Source organism: Methylophaga lonarensis MPL, assembly GCF_000349205.1.
Lineage (GTDB): Bacteria > Pseudomonadota > Gammaproteobacteria > Nitrosococcales > Methylophagaceae > Methylophaga > Methylophaga lonarensis.
This window is the reverse complement of record NZ_APHR01000038.1, coordinates 1-19094: the sequence shown is the minus strand read 5'-3', so window position 1 is coordinate 19094 and position 19094 is coordinate 1. Positions and strand designations below refer to the sequence as shown.

The following is a 19094-nucleotide window of genomic DNA, read 5'->3' as shown; positions in this document are numbered from 1 at the left end:
TCTCCAGCCTCCAGCTCCCACGCTCCAGCTCCAGCTCCAGCTCCAGCTCCAGCTCCAGCTCCAGCTCCAGCTCCAGCTCCAGCTCCAGCAGATGTTGATGCGGAACGCTGGGTTCTGCAACTCGGAAGTTTTTCTGTGAAATCTAATGCCGATAGTCTTGTCCAAAGACTGCAGGATCAAGGTCACTCAGCACAAATTGAAACTGTGGAAACTTCGGGCTCGACGGTCTACCGAGTCAGGTTGGCGCCAACAACTGATCGAGCAAGACTTGAACGTCTTTCCAGCGAATTCAGAGATTCTCTGGGACTGAGTCCACAAATTCAAAGCTATCAGCCCTGATCAGTTACAAATATCTAGGGATATCTTGGCAACATTCTGCTAGAATTTACCGTTTGAAACGCAGTGGTATCGCGGGGTAAGTATGGTCTGGGTCGACTTCCTGATTATCGCAATCATTTTAATCTCCGCAGGCATCAGCATCATCAGAGGTTTTATCAGAGAAGTACTGTCAATTGTCAGCTGGATTGTTGCTCTGTGGGTTGCCTATATGTTTCATGCCAACTTCGCAGCCTTGCTCACCGGCTATATCGATACACCTACCATTCGTCTGTTTATCGCATTTGCGGCATTGTTTGTTATCACATTGATTCTGGGCGCGATGGTCAATCATCTGATCGGAACACTGGTCGATAAAACGGGTTTGACAGGTACTGACCGCTCGCTTGGCGTGTTGTTTGGACTATTGCGTGGTGTTGCCATTGTGACGTTGCTGGTACTGGTAGCTGGCGCGACCCCAATGCCGGAAGATAGTTGGTGGCAGAACTCTTTATTACTGGCTCAGTTTGAGTCGCTGGCGATCTGGGCAAAAGATTATCTGCCCGCTGACATTGCTGATCATATCAATTTCTAAAATCCTCGGTAGGTACAGGTATGTGTGGAATTATAGGTATTGTGAGCCATTCTGAAGTCAATCAGGCGCTTTATGATGGTTTAACAGTTCAGCAGCATCGTGGACAAGACGCTGCCGGGATCATCACCTGTGACAGTGACGGCAAATTTTACCTGCGCAAGGATAACGGGCTGGTTCAGGATGTTTTTCACACCCGCCATATGCTGCGACTCAAAGGTAAAATGGGTATCGGTCACATTCGTTATCCGACAGCAGGTTGTTCAACCTCAGCAGAGTCACAACCGTTCTATGTGAATTCTCCTTTCGGTATTGCACTGGCACATAACGGTAACTTGACCAATACCAAAGTACTCAAGGAACAACTGTTCTTAACTGATCGCCGCCACCTGAATACCGATTCTGATTCTGAAGTGCTCTTAAACATACTGGCACATGAACTTCAGGAAAGCAGCAAACTCAAACCGCAGCCAGAAGATATCTTCAAGGCCGTCGAACAACTGCATAAACGCTGCAAGGGTGCCTATGCCGTAGTCGCGATGATTGCTGGCGTTGGTATTCTGGCATTTCGAGATCCCTATGGCATTCGTCCTGCAGTGGTAGGCAAACGCGAAACAGCGATGGGCTCTGAGTATGTTATCGCCTCTGAAAGTGTGGCGATTGACTCGCTGGACTTCCAGTTGATGCGTGATATTGAGCCGGGCGAGTGTATCTTCATCGATACAGCAGGGCAGTTCCATGCCAAGCAATGTGCTGAAAATCCAATCAAATCTCCCTGCATCTTTGAATATGTTTATTTTGCACGTCCAGATTCAATGATCGATGGTGTTTCGGTTCACAAGAGCCGCATGCGGATGGGCACCAAACTCGCTGAAAAAATCCGCCGTGAATTCCCTGATCATGATATCGACGTGATTATTCCAATCCCTGACACCAGCCGCAGCGCAGCATTACAGTTGTCTTACGATCTGGGTGTTATCTATCGGGAAGGCTTTATCAAAAACCGCTACATTGGCCGGACATTCATCATGCCAGGCCAAATGCAACGCAAAAAATCCGTTCGTCAAAAACTGAATCCGATTCCTTTGGAGTTCAAAGGCAAGAATGTCTTGCTGGTTGACGACTCAATTGTGCGTGGCACCACCTCTCAACAAATCGTGCAAATGGCTCGAGATGCAGGTGCTAACAAAGTCTACCTGGCATCCGCAGCACCGCCAGTTCGCTACCCTAATGTTTATGGCATCGACATGCCTTCAGCATCCGAGTTTGTGGCGCATAATCGTGATGTAGAAGAAATTGCCAAAGAGCTCGGTGTCGATTGGTTGATTTATCAGGATCTGGATGATCTGGTTGAGGCTATCAAAAAGAAAAGCAATGTTGAGCGTTTTGACACCTCATGCTTCGATGGCAACTACATCACCGGAGACATTGATGCGACTTACCTTTACTACATTGATGCGCTCAGAAATGACAACTCGAAACAAGCGGCTGATCAGAGCAATGCCGTCATAGAACTGCACAACAATGCCTGAATCAAGATGCAGTGCAATTTCGGCACAGGCATCTGATGTCATGTGTTTTGCTGTTTAGTAATAATTCTTATATAATCCCGTCGATTATGCACCAGCAATTACCACGCGATATAGACCCTTTTCGATTTGCCCACAATGGTGTGCAGATAAGCGGTACATTGCCAGTAGCATCGCTGACACGTCTGGCCGACAAACTGGCTAATCAGCAAGGTGAAATTCAAGTCACCCTGCAGTTTGATGTTGACCAGACCGGAACGCCATATGTAGAAGGGCACTTCAGCGGAGAGCTGGCCCTGATCTGCGAGCGTTGTATGCAGGCCATGCCCTACAAGTTTGATATTAAAAGCTTGCTGGCGCTGGTCAGACACGAGAGAAAAATCGAAGGTCTTGCTGAACAATATGAGCCATGGCTGCTGGAAAATTCAGATGCTGTGAATCCAGCTGACCTGGTTGAAGATGAGATTATTTTGGCGCTACCTCTGGTGCCCAGACATGAACAAGCCTGCTTACCAGATGAACTCTGGTCTTCAGGTGAGCAGGAAATTGAAACCGAAAAGCCGGTTTCACCCTTTGCCGTGTTATCGGCATTGAAAACAAAGAAAGAACATTAATTGTATTTGGTTTAGGAGTTTTACTAATGGCTGTCCAACAAAACAAAAAGAGTCCATCACGTCGTGGTATGCGTCGTTCACATGACGCACTGAGTGCCTCTACACTCTCAGTTGATTCAACTTCAGGTGAATTGCACCGCCGCCATCACGTATCGGCTGACGGCTATTACCGTGGCCGTAAGGTAGTTGCTGACAAGAGTGAATAAGGCATAGCTGCAATTGACTTTAACAATCGCTATTGATGCTATGGGCGGGGACCACGGACCAAAAGTCGTGGTCCCCGCTGCACTATCTGCCCTCAAAACCCATCCTGACGTAAGTTTTGTACTGATCGGCAATCAAGCTTCAATTGAAGCTGAGTTGGCGGTTCATAAGGCGCTCGATGACCAGCGTCTGATCGTTCAGCATGCCAGTCAGCAGGTCGAAATGGATGAGTTGCCCTCCGCAGCCTTGCGAGGCAAAAAAGACTCATCAATGCGCGTCGCCATCAACATGGTTCGCGAGGGTAAGGCCTCAGCCTGTGTCAGCGCCGGTAATACCGGGGCTCTGATGGCAATCGCCAGGTTTGTGCTGAAAACGCTGCCGGGTATTGAAAGACCGGCCATTGTCACAGCACTGCCGACCATGGAAGGACATACCTACGTGCTTGATCTCGGTGCCAACGTTGATTCCAGCGCAGCGCATCTTGTGCAGTTTGCACTGATGGGATCGGTATTGGTTGAATCAGTAGAAGGTTTGAGCAAGCCGCGTGTTGGCCTGTTGAATATCGGCTCTGAGGAAATCAAAGGTAACGAGCGGGTCAAGGAAGCCGCGCGCTTACTCGAAAAAACCGATCTTAACTATATTGGTTACGTCGAAGGCGATGGTCTTTACGAAGGCAAATGTGACGTTCTGGTCTGTGACGGCTTTGTCGGCAACGTGGCACTGAAAGCCAGTGAAGGCGTAGCCCATATGATCAGTCACTATCTTCGGGCCTCGTTCAAGCGAAACATCCTGACCAAACTGGTCGGTCTGATGGCCACGCCTGTACTGAAACATTTCAAACAACAGCTTGACCCGCGGGCATACAACGGTGCCAATTTGATTGGTCTTCAGGGTATTGTGATCAAGAGTCATGGCGGTGCAGATGAATTTGCATTTGCCAACGCGATCAAAATTGCCATCATCGAAGCCAAAAAAGACGTGCCCAAAAATATCAGCAAACATCTCGAAATTTTGCTCGAAGGCCAGGTATTGTGATTTATTCAAAAATAGCCGGTACGGGCAGTTATCTGCCTGAAAAAGTGCTGACAAACAAAGATTTGGAAAACATGGTGGAAACCAGTGATGACTGGATCACCGAGCGCACCGGCATCAAAAAACGTCATATCGCAGAAGCTCATCAGAGCACTACCGATCTGGCATTCCATGCGGCAGAACGAGCAATCGAAGCTGCAGGTTTGCAGAGCAGCGATATTGACTTGATCATCGTTGCCACGACAACACCGACCAGAATCTTCCCTAGCACGGCTTCACTGGTTCAGGAAAAACTGGGCATCAACAGTGGTTGCCCGGCGTTTGACTTGCAAGCCGTATGTACGGGCTTTGTCTATGCGCTGACCGTGGCTGACAAGTTCATCAAGAGCGGTTCAGTTCGCAATGCGCTGGTCATTGGTGCAGAAACCCTGTCACGCATTGTTGACTGGACTGACCGCAATACTTGCGTGTTGTTTGGTGATGGTGCGGGAGCTGTAGTGCTGTCAGCATCAGACAGTGCCGGCATTCTGTCTACACATATTCATTGTGATGGCAGTTATAACCAGCTGCTGCATGTGCCAACCGGCCCCGGCTCTGCTGTGACATCTGATGCTGCCTATATTGATATGCAAGGCAACGAAGTATTCAAGGTCGCGGTAAAAACGCTCAGCAGTATCGTTGACGAAACGCTTGAGTCGAGCGGCCTCGAAAAACACGATATCGACTGGCTGATTCCGCATCAGGCGAATATCAGAATTATCTCTGCTACGGCCAAAAAATTGAGCATGTCCATGGAACGCGTCGTCGTGACTGTGCATGACCATGGCAATACCTCGGCTGCCTCTATTCCACTGGCATTGGATACAGCTGTTCGGGATGGTCGTATTCAACGCGGTGAAACGCTACTGTTTGAAGCATTTGGCGGCGGTTTCACTTGGGGTTCAGCCCTCATCAAATATTAATATCTGAGGTTAAAAACTCATGACGTTTGCGTTTGTTTTCCCAGGCCAAGGTTCTCAATCAGTAGCATGCTGGCCGATTTATCAGAACAATTCCCGCAGGTTAAAAGCACATTTTCTGAAGCTTCAGAGGTGCTCGGTTATGACTTGTGGGACCTGGTTCAGAATGGACCAGAGGACGATCTGAATCAGACGAATCGCACTCAACCTGCAATGTTGACAGCAGGCATTGCCGTCTGGCGCTGTTGGCAGCAACAAAGCCAACTGACACCAGCTTTTCTGGCAGGCCATAGTCTTGGTGAATATTCTGCTTTGGTGGCCGCTGAAGCAATTTCCTTTGCAGATGCAGTAAAACTGGTTCAAATGCGTGGCCAATTCATGCAGGAAGCCGTACCAGCTGGTGAAGGTGCCATGGCAGCGATACTTGGCCTTGAAGATGCTGACGTCATCAATGTCTGTGAACAAGCAAGTGATGTTGGCGTAGTTGAAGCCGTTAACTTCAATTCGCCAGGACAAGTTGTTATTGCAGGCAGTGATAGTGCGGTAAAAAAAGCCATTGAAATCGCTACCGAAAAAGGCGCAAAACGCGCTTTATTGCTGCCTGTGAGCGTACCATCCCATTGTGCGCTGATGCGTCCCGCTGCAGATAGACTCAAGCTTGAACTTGAAAATATCACTATCAACAGCCCGAAGATTCCCGTCATTCACAATGCCAGTGTCACCAGCAGCCTTGATGCTGCCGAGATACGTGACCTGTTGACGCAACAATTATTCAGCCCGGTTCGCTGGGTGGAGACCATACAACATCTTGCAGGCAATGGCGTGATCACTTTGGTTGAATGTGGTCCGGGCAAGGTATTGGCTGGATTGACCAAACGTATTGATAAGAGTGTAGAGGCGTTACCGGTGTTCGATCCGGCATCGCTGGACAAAGCCATACAAGCATTAGGAGAAGCATCATGACATTGCAAGGAAAAATTGCACTGGTCACCGGCGCCACACGCGGCATTGGTAAAGCCATTGCCCTGAGCCTTGGAGAGCAGGGCGCGACCGTAATTGGAACAGCAACTTCTGAAGGCGGCGCCAATACCATCAGCGAATTTTTACAAGCTGCTGGCATCACTGGCAAAGGCGTGGTTCTGAATGTCACCGATGCCGAAGCTATCGAATCAGTAGTTTCAGCGATTGAGGCAGAATTTGGTGCGCCGGATATTCTGGTCAACAACGCCGGTATCACCCGCGACAACCTGCTGATGCGGATGAAAGACGAAGAGTGGGATGACATCGTTAATACCAATCTGACGCCGATCTACCGTCTGAGCAAACGCTGCCTGCGTGCAATGACTAAAGCGCGTTGGGGCCGAATTATCTCTATCACATCAGTCGTCGGTGTCATGGGCAATGCCGGACAAACCAACTACGCCGCAGCCAAAGCGGGTGTGATTGGATTCAGCAAATCACTGGCCAGAGAAGTCGGTGCCCGTGGTATTACTGTCAATGCGGTTGCGCCCGGATTTATCGATACAGACATGACCAGCGGCTTGCCTGAAGCACACAAAACTGCGCTGTTGGAACAAGTTCCTGCCAAACGTTTGGGTGAGCCTGAAGAAATTGCGGCAGCCGTTACTTTCCTGGCCAGTCCTGCAGCTGGATACATTACAGGTGAGACCCTGAATGTGAACGGCGGCATGTATATGAGTTAACAATTCCGGTTCTAACACACCGGTGTTTTATCTGGTGACAATCCTTCAAGAGTGCTTTTGGCTTGTCTCCATGGTGTCGGCACTATAAAATGCCTGCACATTATTTATGTATTTAACCACCAAAGGAAACAGATGTTATGAGTGATATCGAAGCTCGTGTAAGAGAAATTGTCGTCGAACAGTTGGGTGTAAATGCGGACGAAGTCACTGCAGACGCTTCATTCATCGACGATTTGGGTGCAGACTCTCTGGATACCGTTGAGCTTGTCATGGCACTGGAAGAAGCATTTGAATGTGAAATTCCGGATGAAGAAGCTGAGAAAATCACTACAGTAAAAGAAGCTGTTGCCTACATTAATTCTGTTCAGTCTTAATCGCGCAGATCAGTTTTTGATAGCCGCCTAGTATGTTCATCCATACTAGGCGGCTATGTCATATCTATGAGATGGTTTTAAAAGGATAACTGATGTCCAAGAGACGTGTAGTTGTGACTGGTGTCGGCGCTGTAACGCCTGTGGGCCTTACCGCTGTGAGCAGTTGGGAAAATATTCTGGCTAGTAAGAGTGGCGTAGCTCCAATCACGGCCTTTGATGTCTCTGATTTTTCAGTGCGCTTTGGCGCAAGCGTCAAAGATTTTGATGTCACTACAGTACTGTCCCGCAAAGATGCGAAAAAAATGGATACTTTTATTCATTATGGCCTTGCGGCAGCTAAAGAGGCCATCGAAGACGCCGGCCTGGAAATCACCGACGAAAATGCAGAAAGAATTGGCGTTGCCATCGGCTCTGGCATTGGTGGCCTGCCCGGCATCGAAGCTGGATATGACAGTTTCCTCAATGGTGGCCCACGCAGAATTTCACCATTCTTTGTGCCCAGCAACATCATCAATATGATTTCTGGCAACCTTTCGATCATGTACGGCTTGAAGGGTCCGAATACGGCTATTGTTACCGCATGTTCAACCGGCACGCATAACATCGCGGCTGCAGGCAGAATGATTCAGTATGGTGATGCTGATGTGATGATTGCCGGCGGTGCTGAAATGGCAACTTCACCCACTGGTCTGGGTGGTTTTGCTGCTGCTAGAGCTTTGTCAACACGCAACGATGATCCTGAAGCGGCCAGCCGCCCTTGGGATAAAGACAGAGATGGCTTTGTGTTGGGTGATGGTGCCGGTGTATTGGTACTCGAAGAATACGAGCATGCGGTTAAACGCGGTGCCACAATCTACGCAGAATTGGCGGGCTCTGGTATGAGCAGTGATGCATACCACATGACGCTGCCATCAGAGGGTGGGGAAGGGGCTGCACGCTGCATGCGTAATGCAATGAATGATGCCCAGCTTAACCCGGAAGACATTGACTATATCAATGCACACGGTACTTCTACCCCTGCGGGTGATGTCGCTGAAACTATGGCCATCAAACGTGCCATGGGTGATTCAGCTAAATCGGTAGCTGTCAGCTCAACCAAGTCTGCGATTGGACATTTGTTGGGTGCAGCCGGTGGTGTTGAGGCGGTGTTCAGTGTTCAGGCAATCCGTGATCAGGTGGCACCACCAACGCTTAACCTGGATAACCCAGGCGAAGGTTGTGATCTGGATTATGTACCACACACTGCCAGACAGATGAAAATTGACGTCTCAATGTCGAACTCATTCGGCTTTGGTGGCACCAACGGTACCGTTATTTTCAAAAAAATCAGTTAATCCGGGACGGGTCAGATGATTCTGATTAACGGTAAGCCGGACAACAGAATCAACGTTCAGGATCGTGGCTTGCAGTATGGCGATGGTGTCTTTGAGACCATCGCCTTTCGCAACGACATTGCCGAGTTTTTGTCGGCACATCTGCATCGGCTCACCCTGGGCTGTGAACGCCTGAAAATCCAGCTTGACGCATCTGCGTTGCAGCAAGAATTAAATGATTTAATTGCCGAACTCAGTACTGATCAAGTCATCAAAATCATCATCACCAGGGGCGAAGGTGGTCGTGGCTATCGGATAACAGCTGATATGCAAGCAACACGAATACTCTCCACCCATCCCATGCCCGTTTATCCCGAGTCGAATCAGCAAAACGGCATCCAGCTGTTTGTATGTAGTCATAGACTTTCTCTCAACCCGGCGCTAGCTGGAATCAAACATCTGAATCGGCTGGAACAAGTGCTGGCCCGATCAGAGTGGCAGGACGAACAGTTTGCAGAAGGTTTGATGTTTGATATTGAAGGGCGACTGGTTGAAGGCACCATGTCCAATGTGTTCCTGGTAGACAACGGTGTGCTCAAAACACCGAAGCTCGACAATGCAGGCATTTGCGGCATCATGCGGGAAAAAATCATCAATCTGGCAGTCAGTCTGGGTATTCAGTGTGACACCATTGACATCACACAAAACGATTTGCTCAACGCGGATGAGATGTTTGTCTGTAACAGTCTGATAGGCATTTGGCCGGTACGGATGATACCGGCACTGCAGAAAACATTCACCAAAAGACAAGTCACCGATGTGTTGCTGAGTGCTCTGAAAGGCATGGATAGAAAATGAAAGTTTCATTAAAAATCAAAATCTTAATCCTGTTGGTTCTTGTTGTTTCGCCGGTGCTATTCGTCTGGTCTGAATACCAAAGATTCTTAACAACTCCTGTGCAAGTTGAATCAGATGAGGTGATTTTTACCGTACAACGTGGTGCCAACCTGAGTCGTATCAGTCAGGCGATTTATCAGCAGGGTTTGAGTGACATGCCCAGTTTTTATTTGGATGTTTATGGCCGACTTCAGGGCAATGCACATTTAATCAAAGCCGGTGAGTATCGGATAAGACCGGGTTCGACCCTGCCAGATTTATTGGAACAATTTATTGAAGGGCGGGTAGTGCAGTATCCCATTACTATTGTTGAAGGAATGACCAGTCAACAACTGCTGGATCAGCTGGCAGCACACCCTAAAATTCGCCAAACTTTGACCCCGTTGACAGGCGAAGCGGTGATTGCCGCTTTGGGCAAGCCAGAAGATACTCACCCCGAAGGCTGGTTCTTGCCAGAGACTTACCATTTTCCAGCTGAAACAAGTGATGTTCAGTTTTTGAAACGTGCTCATCGAAAGATGGTCAACACGCTTGATGAACTCTGGCAGCAACGTGCAGACAATCTACCGTACAAAACGCCCTATGAGGCCTTGATCATGGCTTCTATTATCGAAAAAGAGAGTGGCGTACCTGATGAGAGACCGCAGATTGCCGGTGTTTTTGTCAGAAGGCTGGAAAAAGGCATGCGACTACAAACAGACCCAACGGTGATTTATGGAATGGGCGATCGCTATGAGGGTGTGATTCGCCGGAGTGATCTCAACACGGATACTCCGTATAACACCTACACACGTTTCGGTCTGCCACCTACACCGATTGCATTGCCAAGCAGGGAGTCCATCGAAGCCGCACTCAATCCTGCGGATGGTGATGCCCTGTACTTTGTGGCCACCGGTGAAGCAGACGGACGTCATACTTTTTCGGCCACACTTGAAGAACATAATCGAGCAGTTCGCGTTTATCGGCAGCGTATCAATGAAAGGTAAGTTTATTTCTATTGAAGGCATCGAAGGTGCCGGAAAATCCACTCAAATGAGTGTGATCAGTGATTATCTGAACAGGCATCAAATACCGCACATCATTACTCGAGAACCTGGCGGTACGCCTCTGGCTGAAGAGATTCGGGAAATTCTGCTCAAACCACGCGAATCAGGCATGAGCATTGATACCGAATTATTGCTGATGTTTGCATCCAGAGCAGAACACCTCAACACTAAAATTCTACCTGCACTGAATGTCGGGCAATGGGTGATTTCAGATCGCTTTGTTGACGCGACCTTTGCCTATCAAGGCGGCGGCCGTGGTGTTGCAGAACAACGCATTCAAGCGCTTGCAGATTGGACCTTGCAGGGCCTGATGCCAGATTTGACCTTGTTGTTTGATTTACCAGTTGAAACCGGTCAACAACGTGTGCGTCAAAGAGCGGCCGCATTGGATCGCTTTGAGCAGGAGAAAGTCGAATTTTTTGAGAAAATTCGCAACTGTTATCTGCAAAGAGCCAATCAATCGCCTGATCGCATCAGCGTGATTGATGCCTCCCAAGCTCTGGGTTCCGTCGAAACGGCTGTTCGGGCAGCACTCGATAAACTGCGCTTATCATGAACCAGCAGCAGTATTACTGGCATCAGACTGCCTGGCAGCAAATCCACAGCATGCTGGACAACCAGCGCATGCCTCATGCACTGATTATCACGGGCATCACAGGGCTGGCAAAAGCTGACTTTGCACAACAACTTGCCAGCAACATGCTCTGCCTTCAGCCGAATAATCACCAGGCCTGTGGGCAGTGTCACAGCTGCCAGCTCATGAAGGCTGCCTCGCATCCCGATCATCTTTACATTGGCCTGGAAGAATCAAGCAAAGTCATCAAAGTCGACCAAATACGCCAATTGAAGGACAAGCAATCGCTAACCCCCAACATCGGCCAATGGAAAACCGTGATTATTCATCCGGCCGAGGCAATGAACATCAATGCCAGTAACAGCCTGTTGAAACTGCTCGAGGAACCCCCCGCCAACACGCTGATTATTCTGGTGAGTGACAGTGCGTCGCTGTTGCCAATCACTATTCGGAGTCGTTGTCAGACATTGCAGATGACTGTGGCGGATATTGAACAAACTCGCCAATGGCTGCTGGCGCAAGATATTTCGATTCATGATGACGATCTCGCCCGGCTGCATGCCTTGACTGGCGGCGCTCCGCTGCAAATCAAGCGTATGTTTGAACAGGGGAGTCTTGATTCACTGAGTCAGGCAGAGCGCGACTTTGAACAACTTTTGAAGGGGCAGGGCAACGTTATTCAACTCGCACAGGACTGGCAAAATCTTGATTTAAGTTTGCTATTTCAACAACTTCAGCTTTGGGTGGGCGAGCAGATCAAATCCACCATGCTTGGTAAGCAAAGCCATTCCTCAAGTTTGCCTGAACAACAATTGTGGCGTGTTCTGGATTGCATCAATGCCACAATAAAGCTAATATCGTCTCAAAATAACTTTAACAAGATATTGTTAATAGAAGACTTTATGGTATCTATTGTGCAAAGCACATCTTCACACAAGATGCCCAGTCAACGAGCAGTCAGGTAATAGCAGATGACCAGTAATCCGCGTAAAGGTATTTTGTCTCTCAGAATCAGTGATCAGAACATGCTGTATCACTCATTCATGCCTTTTCTCAAAAATGGCGGATTATTCATTCCTACCAACAAGCCTTATCAAATGGGCGAGGAAGTATTTATTCTGCTCAGTTTGTTGGATGAACCAGAGAAAATCCCTGTAGCGGGCACAGTTGCATGGGTCACACCACAAGGCGCACAAAGCAATCAAACCGCAGGCATCGGCGTTCAATTTAGCGATATCAACGGCAGCAGTAATGTCATTCGCGGTAAAATCGAAAATTATCTGGTCGACAAACTCAAATCAGACAAAGTCACCTACACAATGTAAGGCAAAGCTGCCTTCCCCCTGAAACACCCGGATAGCCAATCATCATATGTTTATAGATTCTCACTGCCACCTGAATATGCTGGCCGATCAGGAAGGTGGTATTACCGCTGTTGTTGCCGAGGCCCATGCTGCCGCGGTTGACCATATCTTGTGTATCGCCATTGATCAGGCCAGTTGCCATGAAGCAAAAGCCATTGCTGAGCAGCATGACAATGTCTGCGCCAGTGTCGGGGTGCATCCTAATGTGGATCCCGAAGGCACCATGTCATTAGAGGCGCTGATAGAAGCGGCAGCGCATCCTAAAGTTATTGCGATTGGTGAAACAGGGCTGGATTATTTTCGCAGTGAAGGCGATCTTCAGTGGCAAAGAGATCGTTTTAGCATTCACATTGACGCCGCAAAACAACTGAAAAAACCACTGATTATCCATACCCGTGATGCGCGCGATGACACCATGGATATGCTGGAACAACTGCAGGCAGAAGAAGCGGGCGGCATTATTCACTGCTTTACCGAAAACTGGGAAACCGCCAAACGGGCCCTGGATATTGGTTTTTATATTTCCCTGTCAGGCATTGTCACCTTCAAAAACGCCGTTGAACTGCAAGAAGTCGCTAAAAAGCTGCCACTGGATCGCATTCTGATTGAAACCGATGCGCCTTATCTGGCTCCGGTTCCTCATCGTGGAAAAACAAACAAACCAGTTTTTGTGAAACATGTAGCTGAGTTTTTGGCTCAGTTGCGTCACGATACGGTTGAAAATATCGCTGCCAGCACCAGCGAAAACTTTCACCGTTTATTTCCCACCGTAGCAAGGATGCCAATTCACCATGAAACGATTACTACTTAGCCCGATATTTGCCCTCGCAGTTTTACTTGCCGGCTGTGGCAGTGAAACGCCGCAAATTCAGCCCTTGTCCAGTAATGCGGTCATTCTCGCCTTTGGCGACAGCCTGACCTTTGGCACCGGTGCAACGACAGATACCAGCTATCCCGCCATACTTTCACAGATGATTGGCAAGCAAGTGATTAATTCCGGTGTTCCCGGCGAACTGAGCAGCCAGGGACTGGAAAGACTGCCCGAAGTGCTTGCCGAAACCCGTCCCGAGCTGGTGATTCTTGTTCATGGCGGCAATGATTTATTACGCAAGCAAAGTCGGGATCAACTCGAACAAAATCTGTCCCAAATGATCAGCTTGATTCGTCAGCACGGTGCTCAGGTGATTTTGGCCTCCGTTCCGGCACCAGGTATCCGCCTGTCACCGGCCCCCGAATATCAACGTGTTGCCAATCAGTTTGGTTTGCCGCTACAAAACAACATCATCACCGATCTGCTTAAAGATCCGTCCATGAAAGCTGATGCTGTTCACCCCAATGCTCAGGGTTACCATCAAATGGCGGAGTCAATGCGTCAACTATTGCTGGAGAGTGGCGCGATCTATCGCTGATCTGACACTGTTGATCGCCATGGCTGCTGTTCAGCTATGATGTGGATTGTGTTTATCTTTCATCTGCTTACAGGAGTGACTTTTTATGGAATGGCTTTTACCGGCAATTTTATTGCTCATCGTCGGCTATACCATTCTGGCTTACAACAAAATGGTCAGAATGCGAAACACTTTTCAGAATGCTTTCAGACAGATAGACGTCATACTTAAACAGCGACATGATATGGTGCCGCAGTTGGTGGCCACCGTAAAAGGTTACGCCAGCCATGAGCAGGATACGCTGACCAAAGTGATTGACGCCCGTAATCAGGCTGAACAACTGCGTGCCGGAATCACTACTGATGATGCCAAAAACATGCTCGCACTGGGACAGGCCGAGGGGCTGCTTGGCAAAGCGATGGGCGGCATTTTTGCCTTGTCTGAAGCCTATCCGGAACTGAAAGCCGATGGCGCATTTCGTGACTTGATGGAACAGTTAACCAGTATTGAAAGTCGTGTTGCCGCATCACGTCGCGGTTATAACAACACCGTGCTCGAATTCAACAATGTGATTGAAACCTTCCCGACCAACATTCTCGCCAACATGTTCAATTTCCGCCGTGCCAACGAACTGGAATTTGATGATCGCGAGGCCATTCAGGCGGCCCCCAAAGTCGAGTTCTGATCATGGCTGAGCAAAGCAGTTATTTACTGGCTGCCAATGCCCGTAAACAAAGTCGCCTGATGTGGGGCTTGTTTTTGTTGTCACTGGCGCTGGTGTCCATGTTGATTGCCGGTATTGTCTCGATACGACCGGTTACTGGCGCCACCGCACACTCCAGCCAATGGTTGATTGACTGGCAGGCCTTTATCTTTACCAGTATTGCCGTGGCTGTACTGATCTTGCTGGCCTGTTTATGGAAAATCATGACACTGGGCAGTGATGGTGCCGACATTGCCAGAGCATTGGGTGCCACCGAAGTTACTGACGAAAACTCAGATCCAGCCATCAAACGTTATCGCAATCTGGTCGAAGAAACAGCTCTCGCCGCCAGTCTGCCAGTGCCGGCCATTTTTGTATTGGAAAAAGAATCCGGTATCAATGCCTTTGCGGCAGGTAAAAGCACAGATAAAGCCGCAATTGCCGTGACTCGCGGCGCACTTGAGTTGTTGACCCGTGATGAACTTGGCGCTGTGGTGGCCCATGAATTTGCCCATATTCGCAACCTTGATATGCGCCTTAATCTGCGACTGATTGGCCTGATTCACGGCCTGATGGGACTCTACGTTGTCGGCAGGATAGTCATGCATTCAGCCGGCCGCAGTCGTAAAGGTGGTCAGTTGGTGTTTTTGGGCATTGCATTGGTCATTCTTGGTTTACTAGGTGCCTTTTTTGGCCGTGTCATGCAAGCGGCGATTTCCCGGCAGCGCGAATATCTGGCCGATGCGGACGCCAGCCGCTTTACCGGTGATCCACTGGCGTTAGCTGCGGCTTTGAAGAAAATCGGCGGTTTACAACGCAGCGGCTTGCAAGAAGCGGTGCATGATGAACTTGAAGAAGCCAGACATATGATGTTTGCCGATTTGTCCGGCAAATTGAGCGGCTGGTTATCCACGCATCCGCCACTGATTCAACGTATTCAGGCATTAGAACCCGGATTCAATCCAGACACTGACTGGCCTCAAGTTCAAGCTAAACCATTGCAAAAGTAAGACAGGATGAACGTCTATAGCCTGCTAGTGTCCCAACAGCAGAACAATTTTCACAAAGGGGAATAATGTGGGTTTGCTGGTAAAAGGGCAGTGGCACGACGAATGGTATGACACCGAATCAACCGGTGGTCGCTTTGTCAGAACCGATGCACAGTTTCGCAACTGGATCACCCCGGATGGTGCGCCCGGCCCCAGCGGCGAGGGCGGTTTTACTGCCGAACCGGGTCGTTATCATCTGTATGTCTCTTTAGCTTGTCCCTGGGCACATCGCACCCTGATCTTCCGCAAACTCAAAGGTTTGGAATCAATGATCAGCGTATCCGTGGTCAATCCATTGATGTTGGAGCAGGGCTGGACATTTGCCCCGGCTGCCGGTGTGGTTGCCGATCCTTTGTTTCAGGCGGATTATCTGCATCAAATCTACACGCAAGCTGATCCCGAATACACCGGCCGGGTGACCGTGCCATTACTCTGGGACAAACAGCAATCACGCCCCGTCAGCAATGAATCCGCAGAAATCATTCGCATGTTTAATTCAGCATTTGACGCGGTAGGTGCCACGCCCGGAGATTATTACCCCAAACAGCAACGTACGGCCATCGACACCATCAACGACTGGGTCTACGACAAGGTCAATAATGGCGTTTACAAAGCCGGTTTTGCTACCCGTCAGCAAGCCTATGAAGAAGCTGTTATTGAGCTGTTTGATGCGCTTGATGAACTTGAAGTCCGCCTGACGAAAAACCGCTATTTATGTGGCGATCAGATCACCGAAGCTGACTGGCGTTTGTTTACGACCTTGCTGCGTTTTGATCCGGTCTATCACGGCCATTTCAAATGCAATATCAGGCAAATCGAAGACTATGCCCAGTTGCGTGAATACATCCGAGAGCTGTATCAGCAGCCCGGCATCGCCGAGACGGTCAATATGCAACATATTAAAGACCATTATTACCGCAGCCATGCGACCATCAATCCGACAGGCGTGGTGCCTTATGGCCCAGACATTGATCTGGACCGGCCACATCGGCGCAATCAGCAACTTAAAGCTGTCAATCAATGATCCACCATGACTGACTGGATATTGCTACGGGGACTGGGCCGGGAGTCTGCACACTGGGGTGACTTTATCAGCCAGATGCAACAACAGTTTCCCGACAGTCAGATTCATTGCCTGGATCTACCCGGCACTGGCCAACACTACCAGCAGAAAAGCCCGATTTCACTACCAAAAATCACCCGAATAGTCAGAGCACAAGCCATGGAGCAGGGCATACTCAACAAACCGGTACGGTTGCTGGGTTTGTCACTGGGCGGCATGGTGGTTTGGGACTGGCTCAAGCAATTTCCAGAGGATGCCAGTCATGCAGTCATGATCAACAGCAGCTTCGCCGATCTAAGCCCGTTCTGGGATCGACTCTACTGGCACAGTTATCTGAATATGTTACGAATAGGGGCTATTCGTGACATTCAGCAACGAGAAGCCGCCATCCTGAAATTAGTCTGCAACCGTAATCATCATCAAGAAGTGGTTGACGCCTGGCTGCAAATACAGCAACAACGCCCGGTTAGCGCCAAAACCATCGGCAGACAATTACTGGCCGCAGGCTTGTACCGAGCCGGTAAAGCAAACCCAAAACAACCGGTGCTTATCGTCAGCAGCCCAATGGACAGACTGGTATCAGTGGAATGTAGCAGGGCCGTGCAACAAAAATGGCAGCTCCCCATGCTCGCCCATCCCTGGGCCGGACATGATCTCAGTGTCGATGACAGTCCGTGGCTAGCCGAACAACTCGCCAACTGGTTGAGGCATGACAGCCAACAACAAGACTAACGCCTAAGCGATTGCTTTTATTGAAATAGATAACTTAAAAAACTAACCACAGAGACACAGAGAGCACAAAGACAGAAAAAATCATCTGGCGTTTTATGTCATACCATCCGCCAAACCACCTGTCATACCATCCACAAAGTTTTATGTCATGCCGACCGTAGCGGAGGCATCTCAAACCATCTCCCGGCAGTCCCAAAAACGCTCACCGGTATTCCAGAAAACGCACAGTCACCACCAACCGTCATTCCGCCTACAAAGTTTTATGTCATGCCGACCGTAGCGGAGGCATCTCAAACCACCTTCCGGCATCGAAAAAAATACCAATCGTCATTCCGGAAAAGGCACAGCGTTTGTCCGGAATCCACAGACTCAAAAACACCCAAAACATCACTTAACTTTGTAACACCACGATAAATATGGTTAAACTCAGATCCAGCAGACGAATCGGAGCAAGACATGGAAGCCAGGCCACATCATCATTTCCACAGAACTAACAAATCGTGAATCATTCACGATTATTTTTTACGCCTCACACAGGCATCCATAATTCATGCGAATTTCGATGGGTTACGATGAGTTAAGAAGCATGATGAAAAATTATGATCCATTCACGCTAATAATTATTATGAGGTCGGAGACCTCATTAACAGACTGTGAATCGCCATCAATTTATTAGACGCCTTTCAGCCATTAACACACTGAACTCGTGCGAAGTTGAATTCCGAGATTAACTCCAAGAACAGAAGATTACGTTTTTAAGCGATACCCAATGCTTTGTACTGTTTCTATAAATTTGGGTTCGATCCCCGTTTCGCCCAATTTTTGTCTGAGTTGCCGCACTAAAACCCGTAAATAATGGGTTTCGGTAATAAATTGTTCGCCCCAGATAGCGTTTAACAAAAAATGGTGAGTGATAATTTGTCCAGGTTTTGCACTAAGCAGACGCAATAACTCAAATTCTTTGCGTGATAAATGCAGTGGCTGCTTATTCAGGAAGACCTCATGAGCAGCCAGATCAATGAACAAGCCATTGATTTCCCGTGTTGGTGAAACCGGATCTTGATCGCTGCTGCGTAAAATGACCCGGATTCTTGCCATCAGCTCACTGATGCCGAATGGCTTGGTCACATAATCATTGGCACCGGCATCCAATGCTCGGACTTTTTCAGACTCCATTGCCCTAACCGACAAGACGATAATAGGTATTTGGGACCACTCGCGGATCGCCTTGATGACATCGATCCCATCCATATCCGGCAAGCCTAAATCCAAAATAACGAGATCAACTTGCTGATGTGCAGTCATCGATAAACCTTCTGAGCCTAATCTTGATTCGAGCACGGTATATTGCTGAGCTTCCAGACTGATTCGCAGGAATTTTTTGATCTGTGGTTCATCTTCAATGATTAAAATGCTTGCCAAAGTTTTAGCTGCCCGATGTTGTATTGGAGTTAAGTGGCAAACTGATACGCATCAATGTGCCTTTGCCGTCAGGGTTGTTTAAGGCTGCAACGTGTCCGCCATGAGCGCCAATCATGCCCCGGCAGATGGCTAACTCCACGCCATGACTTGTTTGATTATCGCCACGAGACAAGCTGTAAAACATATCAAACACTTTTTCCTTGTCTTCGTTCCGAATGCCT

23 protein-coding genes and 1 pseudogene are annotated in these 19094 nt (G+C 48.8%); 22 read left to right on the top strand and 2 right to left on the bottom strand.

Annotation, left to right across the window (positions count from 1 at the left end; translation table 11 throughout):
* Positions 1–114: 114 nt before the first annotated feature.
* The 22 genes and pseudogenes from MPL1_RS14465 (at position 115) to MPL1_RS07545 (ending at position 17451) form a co-directional block, all read left to right on the top strand.
* Positions 115–339, top strand: coding sequence for an SPOR domain-containing protein (locus MPL1_RS14465; RefSeq protein WP_407635249.1), 225 nt, complete (start codon positions 115–117; stop codon positions 337–339).
* An 82-nt stretch (positions 340–421) separates the two neighbouring features.
* Positions 422–910, top strand: a complete 489-nt coding sequence (locus tag MPL1_RS07645; protein WP_009726553.1) for a CvpA family protein — start codon at positions 422–424, stop codon at positions 908–910.
* Positions 911–930: 20 nt separating this feature from the next.
* On the top strand, positions 931–2439 hold the full coding sequence (gene purF, locus MPL1_RS07640; protein ID WP_009726552.1) for an amidophosphoribosyltransferase: 1509 nt from the start codon (positions 931–933) through the stop codon (positions 2437–2439).
* 86 nt (positions 2440–2525) lie between these two features.
* A complete protein-coding gene (locus MPL1_RS07635; RefSeq protein ID WP_040576993.1) occupies positions 2526–3050 on the top strand; it encodes a YceD family protein in 525 nt (174 codons plus the stop codon).
* 26 nt (positions 3051–3076) lie between these two features.
* Complete coding sequence (gene rpmF / locus MPL1_RS07630) at positions 3077–3256, top strand: 50S ribosomal protein L32 (protein WP_009726550.1); 180 nt, start codon at positions 3077–3079, stop codon at positions 3254–3256.
* Positions 3257–3269: 13 nt separating this feature from the next.
* Complete coding sequence (gene plsX / locus MPL1_RS07625) at positions 3270–4289, top strand: phosphate acyltransferase PlsX (protein ID WP_083859217.1); 1020 nt, start codon at positions 3270–3272, stop codon at positions 4287–4289.
* Entirely contained in the window at positions 4286–5248 is a 963-nt protein-coding gene (locus MPL1_RS07620; RefSeq protein ID WP_009726548.1) for a beta-ketoacyl-ACP synthase III, read from the top strand. Before plsX ends, MPL1_RS07620 begins: the two co-directional genes overlap by 4 nt.
* Positions 5249–5267: 19 nt before the next feature.
* Positions 5268–6208, top strand: a pseudogene (fabD, locus tag MPL1_RS07615) (ACP S-malonyltransferase).
* Entirely contained in the window at positions 6205–6948 is a 744-nt protein-coding gene (fabG, locus tag MPL1_RS07610; protein ID WP_009726546.1) for a 3-oxoacyl-ACP reductase FabG, read from the top strand. Before fabD ends, fabG begins: the two are co-directional and overlap by 4 nt.
* Before the next feature lie 137 nt (positions 6949–7085).
* Complete coding sequence (gene acpP / locus MPL1_RS07605) at positions 7086–7322, top strand: acyl carrier protein (protein WP_009726545.1); 237 nt, start codon at positions 7086–7088, stop codon at positions 7320–7322.
* A 92-nt stretch (positions 7323–7414) separates the two neighbouring features.
* Complete coding sequence (fabF, locus tag MPL1_RS07600; protein ID WP_009726544.1) at positions 7415–8656, top strand: beta-ketoacyl-ACP synthase II; 1242 nt, start codon at positions 7415–7417, stop codon at positions 8654–8656.
* Between the two features lie 15 nt (positions 8657–8671).
* Positions 8672–9493, top strand: a complete 822-nt coding sequence (gene pabC / locus MPL1_RS07595) for an aminodeoxychorismate lyase (protein ID WP_009726543.1) — start codon at positions 8672–8674, stop codon at positions 9491–9493.
* On the top strand, positions 9490–10518 hold the full coding sequence (gene mltG, locus MPL1_RS07590) for an endolytic transglycosylase MltG (RefSeq protein ID WP_009726542.1): 1029 nt from the start codon (positions 9490–9492) through the stop codon (positions 10516–10518). The genes pabC and mltG overlap by 4 nt, the downstream gene beginning before the upstream one ends.
* Positions 10508–11134, top strand: coding sequence for a dTMP kinase (gene tmk / locus MPL1_RS07585; protein ID WP_009726541.1), 627 nt, complete (start codon positions 10508–10510; stop codon positions 11132–11134). The genes mltG and tmk overlap by 11 nt, the downstream gene beginning before the upstream one ends.
* Positions 11131–12117: a DNA polymerase III subunit delta' gene (gene holB / locus MPL1_RS07580; protein ID WP_009726540.1), complete on the top strand. Its 987-nt coding sequence runs from the start codon at positions 11131–11133 to the stop codon at positions 12115–12117. The genes tmk and holB overlap by 4 nt, the downstream gene beginning before the upstream one ends.
* Before the next feature lie 6 nt (positions 12118–12123).
* The gene (locus MPL1_RS07575) at positions 12124–12477 is read left to right on the top strand and encodes a PilZ domain-containing protein (RefSeq protein ID WP_009726539.1); all 354 of its coding nucleotides are present in this window, start codon (positions 12124–12126) and stop codon (positions 12475–12477) included.
* 46 nt (positions 12478–12523) lie between these two features.
* Positions 12524–13327 (top strand): TatD family hydrolase, encoded by an 804-nt coding sequence (locus MPL1_RS07570; RefSeq protein WP_040576989.1) that lies wholly within the window; start codon positions 12524–12526, stop codon positions 13325–13327.
* Positions 13308–13925: an arylesterase gene (locus MPL1_RS07565; RefSeq protein ID WP_009726536.1), complete on the top strand. Its 618-nt coding sequence runs from the start codon at positions 13308–13310 to the stop codon at positions 13923–13925. The genes MPL1_RS07570 and MPL1_RS07565 overlap by 20 nt, the downstream gene beginning before the upstream one ends.
* A gap of 85 nt (positions 13926–14010) precedes the next feature.
* Positions 14011–14589: a LemA family protein gene (locus MPL1_RS07560; protein ID WP_009726535.1), complete on the top strand. Its 579-nt coding sequence runs from the start codon at positions 14011–14013 to the stop codon at positions 14587–14589.
* A 2-nt stretch (positions 14590–14591) separates the two neighbouring features.
* Positions 14592–15617 carry a M48 family metalloprotease gene (locus tag MPL1_RS07555; protein WP_009726534.1) on the top strand — a complete coding sequence of 342 codons (1026 nt, stop codon included), beginning with the start codon at positions 14592–14594 and terminating at the stop codon, positions 15615–15617.
* Positions 15618–15684: 67 nt separating this feature from the next.
* On the top strand, positions 15685–16680 hold the full coding sequence (locus MPL1_RS07550; protein WP_009726533.1) for a glutathione S-transferase family protein: 996 nt from the start codon (positions 15685–15687) through the stop codon (positions 16678–16680).
* A gap of 6 nt (positions 16681–16686) precedes the next feature.
* On the top strand, positions 16687–17451 hold the full coding sequence (locus MPL1_RS07545; RefSeq protein ID WP_009726532.1) for an alpha/beta fold hydrolase: 765 nt from the start codon (positions 16687–16689) through the stop codon (positions 17449–17451).
* A gap of 747 nt (positions 17452–18198) precedes the next feature.
* Here MPL1_RS07545 and MPL1_RS07540 read toward each other — a convergent pair.
* Both MPL1_RS07540 and MPL1_RS07535 read right to left on the bottom strand, forming a co-directional pair.
* Positions 18199–18873: a response regulator gene (locus tag MPL1_RS07540; protein ID WP_009726531.1), complete on the bottom strand. Its 675-nt coding sequence runs from the start codon at positions 18871–18873 to the stop codon at positions 18199–18201.
* A 4-nt stretch (positions 18874–18877) separates the two neighbouring features.
* Positions 18878–19094 (bottom strand): sensor histidine kinase (locus MPL1_RS07535; protein WP_009726530.1); only part of this gene is annotated, 217 nt, incomplete at its 5' end.

Excerpts from the sequence above, each read along its gene's own strand:
- MPL1_RS07545 (WP_009726532.1), top strand. The coding sequence starts at position 16,687 with ATGACTGACTGGATATTGCTACGGGGACTGGGCCGGGAGTCTGCACAC.
- MPL1_RS07560 (WP_009726535.1), top strand. The coding sequence starts at position 14,011 with ATGGAATGGCTTTTACCGGCAATTTTATTGCTCATCGTCGGCTATACC.
- MPL1_RS07570 (WP_040576989.1), top strand. The coding sequence starts at position 12,524 with ATGTTTATAGATTCTCACTGCCACCTGAATATGCTGGCCGATCAGGAA.
- fabF (WP_009726544.1), top strand. The coding sequence starts at position 7,415 with ATGTCCAAGAGACGTGTAGTTGTGACTGGTGTCGGCGCTGTAACGCCT.
- MPL1_RS07575 (WP_009726539.1), top strand. The coding sequence starts at position 12,124 with ATGACCAGTAATCCGCGTAAAGGTATTTTGTCTCTCAGAATCAGTGAT.
- tmk (WP_009726541.1), top strand. The coding sequence starts at position 10,508 with ATGAAAGGTAAGTTTATTTCTATTGAAGGCATCGAAGGTGCCGGAAAA.
- acpP (WP_009726545.1), top strand. The coding sequence starts at position 7,086 with ATGAGTGATATCGAAGCTCGTGTAAGAGAAATTGTCGTCGAACAGTTG.
- MPL1_RS07555 (WP_009726534.1), top strand. The coding sequence starts at position 14,592 with ATGGCTGAGCAAAGCAGTTATTTACTGGCTGCCAATGCCCGTAAACAA.
- holB (WP_009726540.1), top strand. The coding sequence starts at position 11,131 with ATGAACCAGCAGCAGTATTACTGGCATCAGACTGCCTGGCAGCAAATC.
- MPL1_RS07635 (WP_040576993.1), top strand. The coding sequence starts at position 2,526 with ATGCACCAGCAATTACCACGCGATATAGACCCTTTTCGATTTGCCCAC.
- purF (WP_009726552.1), top strand. The coding sequence starts at position 931 with ATGTGTGGAATTATAGGTATTGTGAGCCATTCTGAAGTCAATCAGGCG.
- MPL1_RS07565 (WP_009726536.1), top strand. The coding sequence starts at position 13,308 with ATGAAACGATTACTACTTAGCCCGATATTTGCCCTCGCAGTTTTACTT.
- rpmF (WP_009726550.1), top strand. The coding sequence starts at position 3,077 with ATGGCTGTCCAACAAAACAAAAAGAGTCCATCACGTCGTGGTATGCGT.
- MPL1_RS07645 (WP_009726553.1), top strand. The coding sequence starts at position 422 with ATGGTCTGGGTCGACTTCCTGATTATCGCAATCATTTTAATCTCCGCA.
- fabG (WP_009726546.1), top strand. The coding sequence starts at position 6,205 with ATGACATTGCAAGGAAAAATTGCACTGGTCACCGGCGCCACACGCGGC.
- mltG (WP_009726542.1), top strand. The coding sequence starts at position 9,490 with ATGAAAGTTTCATTAAAAATCAAAATCTTAATCCTGTTGGTTCTTGTT.
- pabC (WP_009726543.1), top strand. The coding sequence starts at position 8,672 with ATGATTCTGATTAACGGTAAGCCGGACAACAGAATCAACGTTCAGGAT.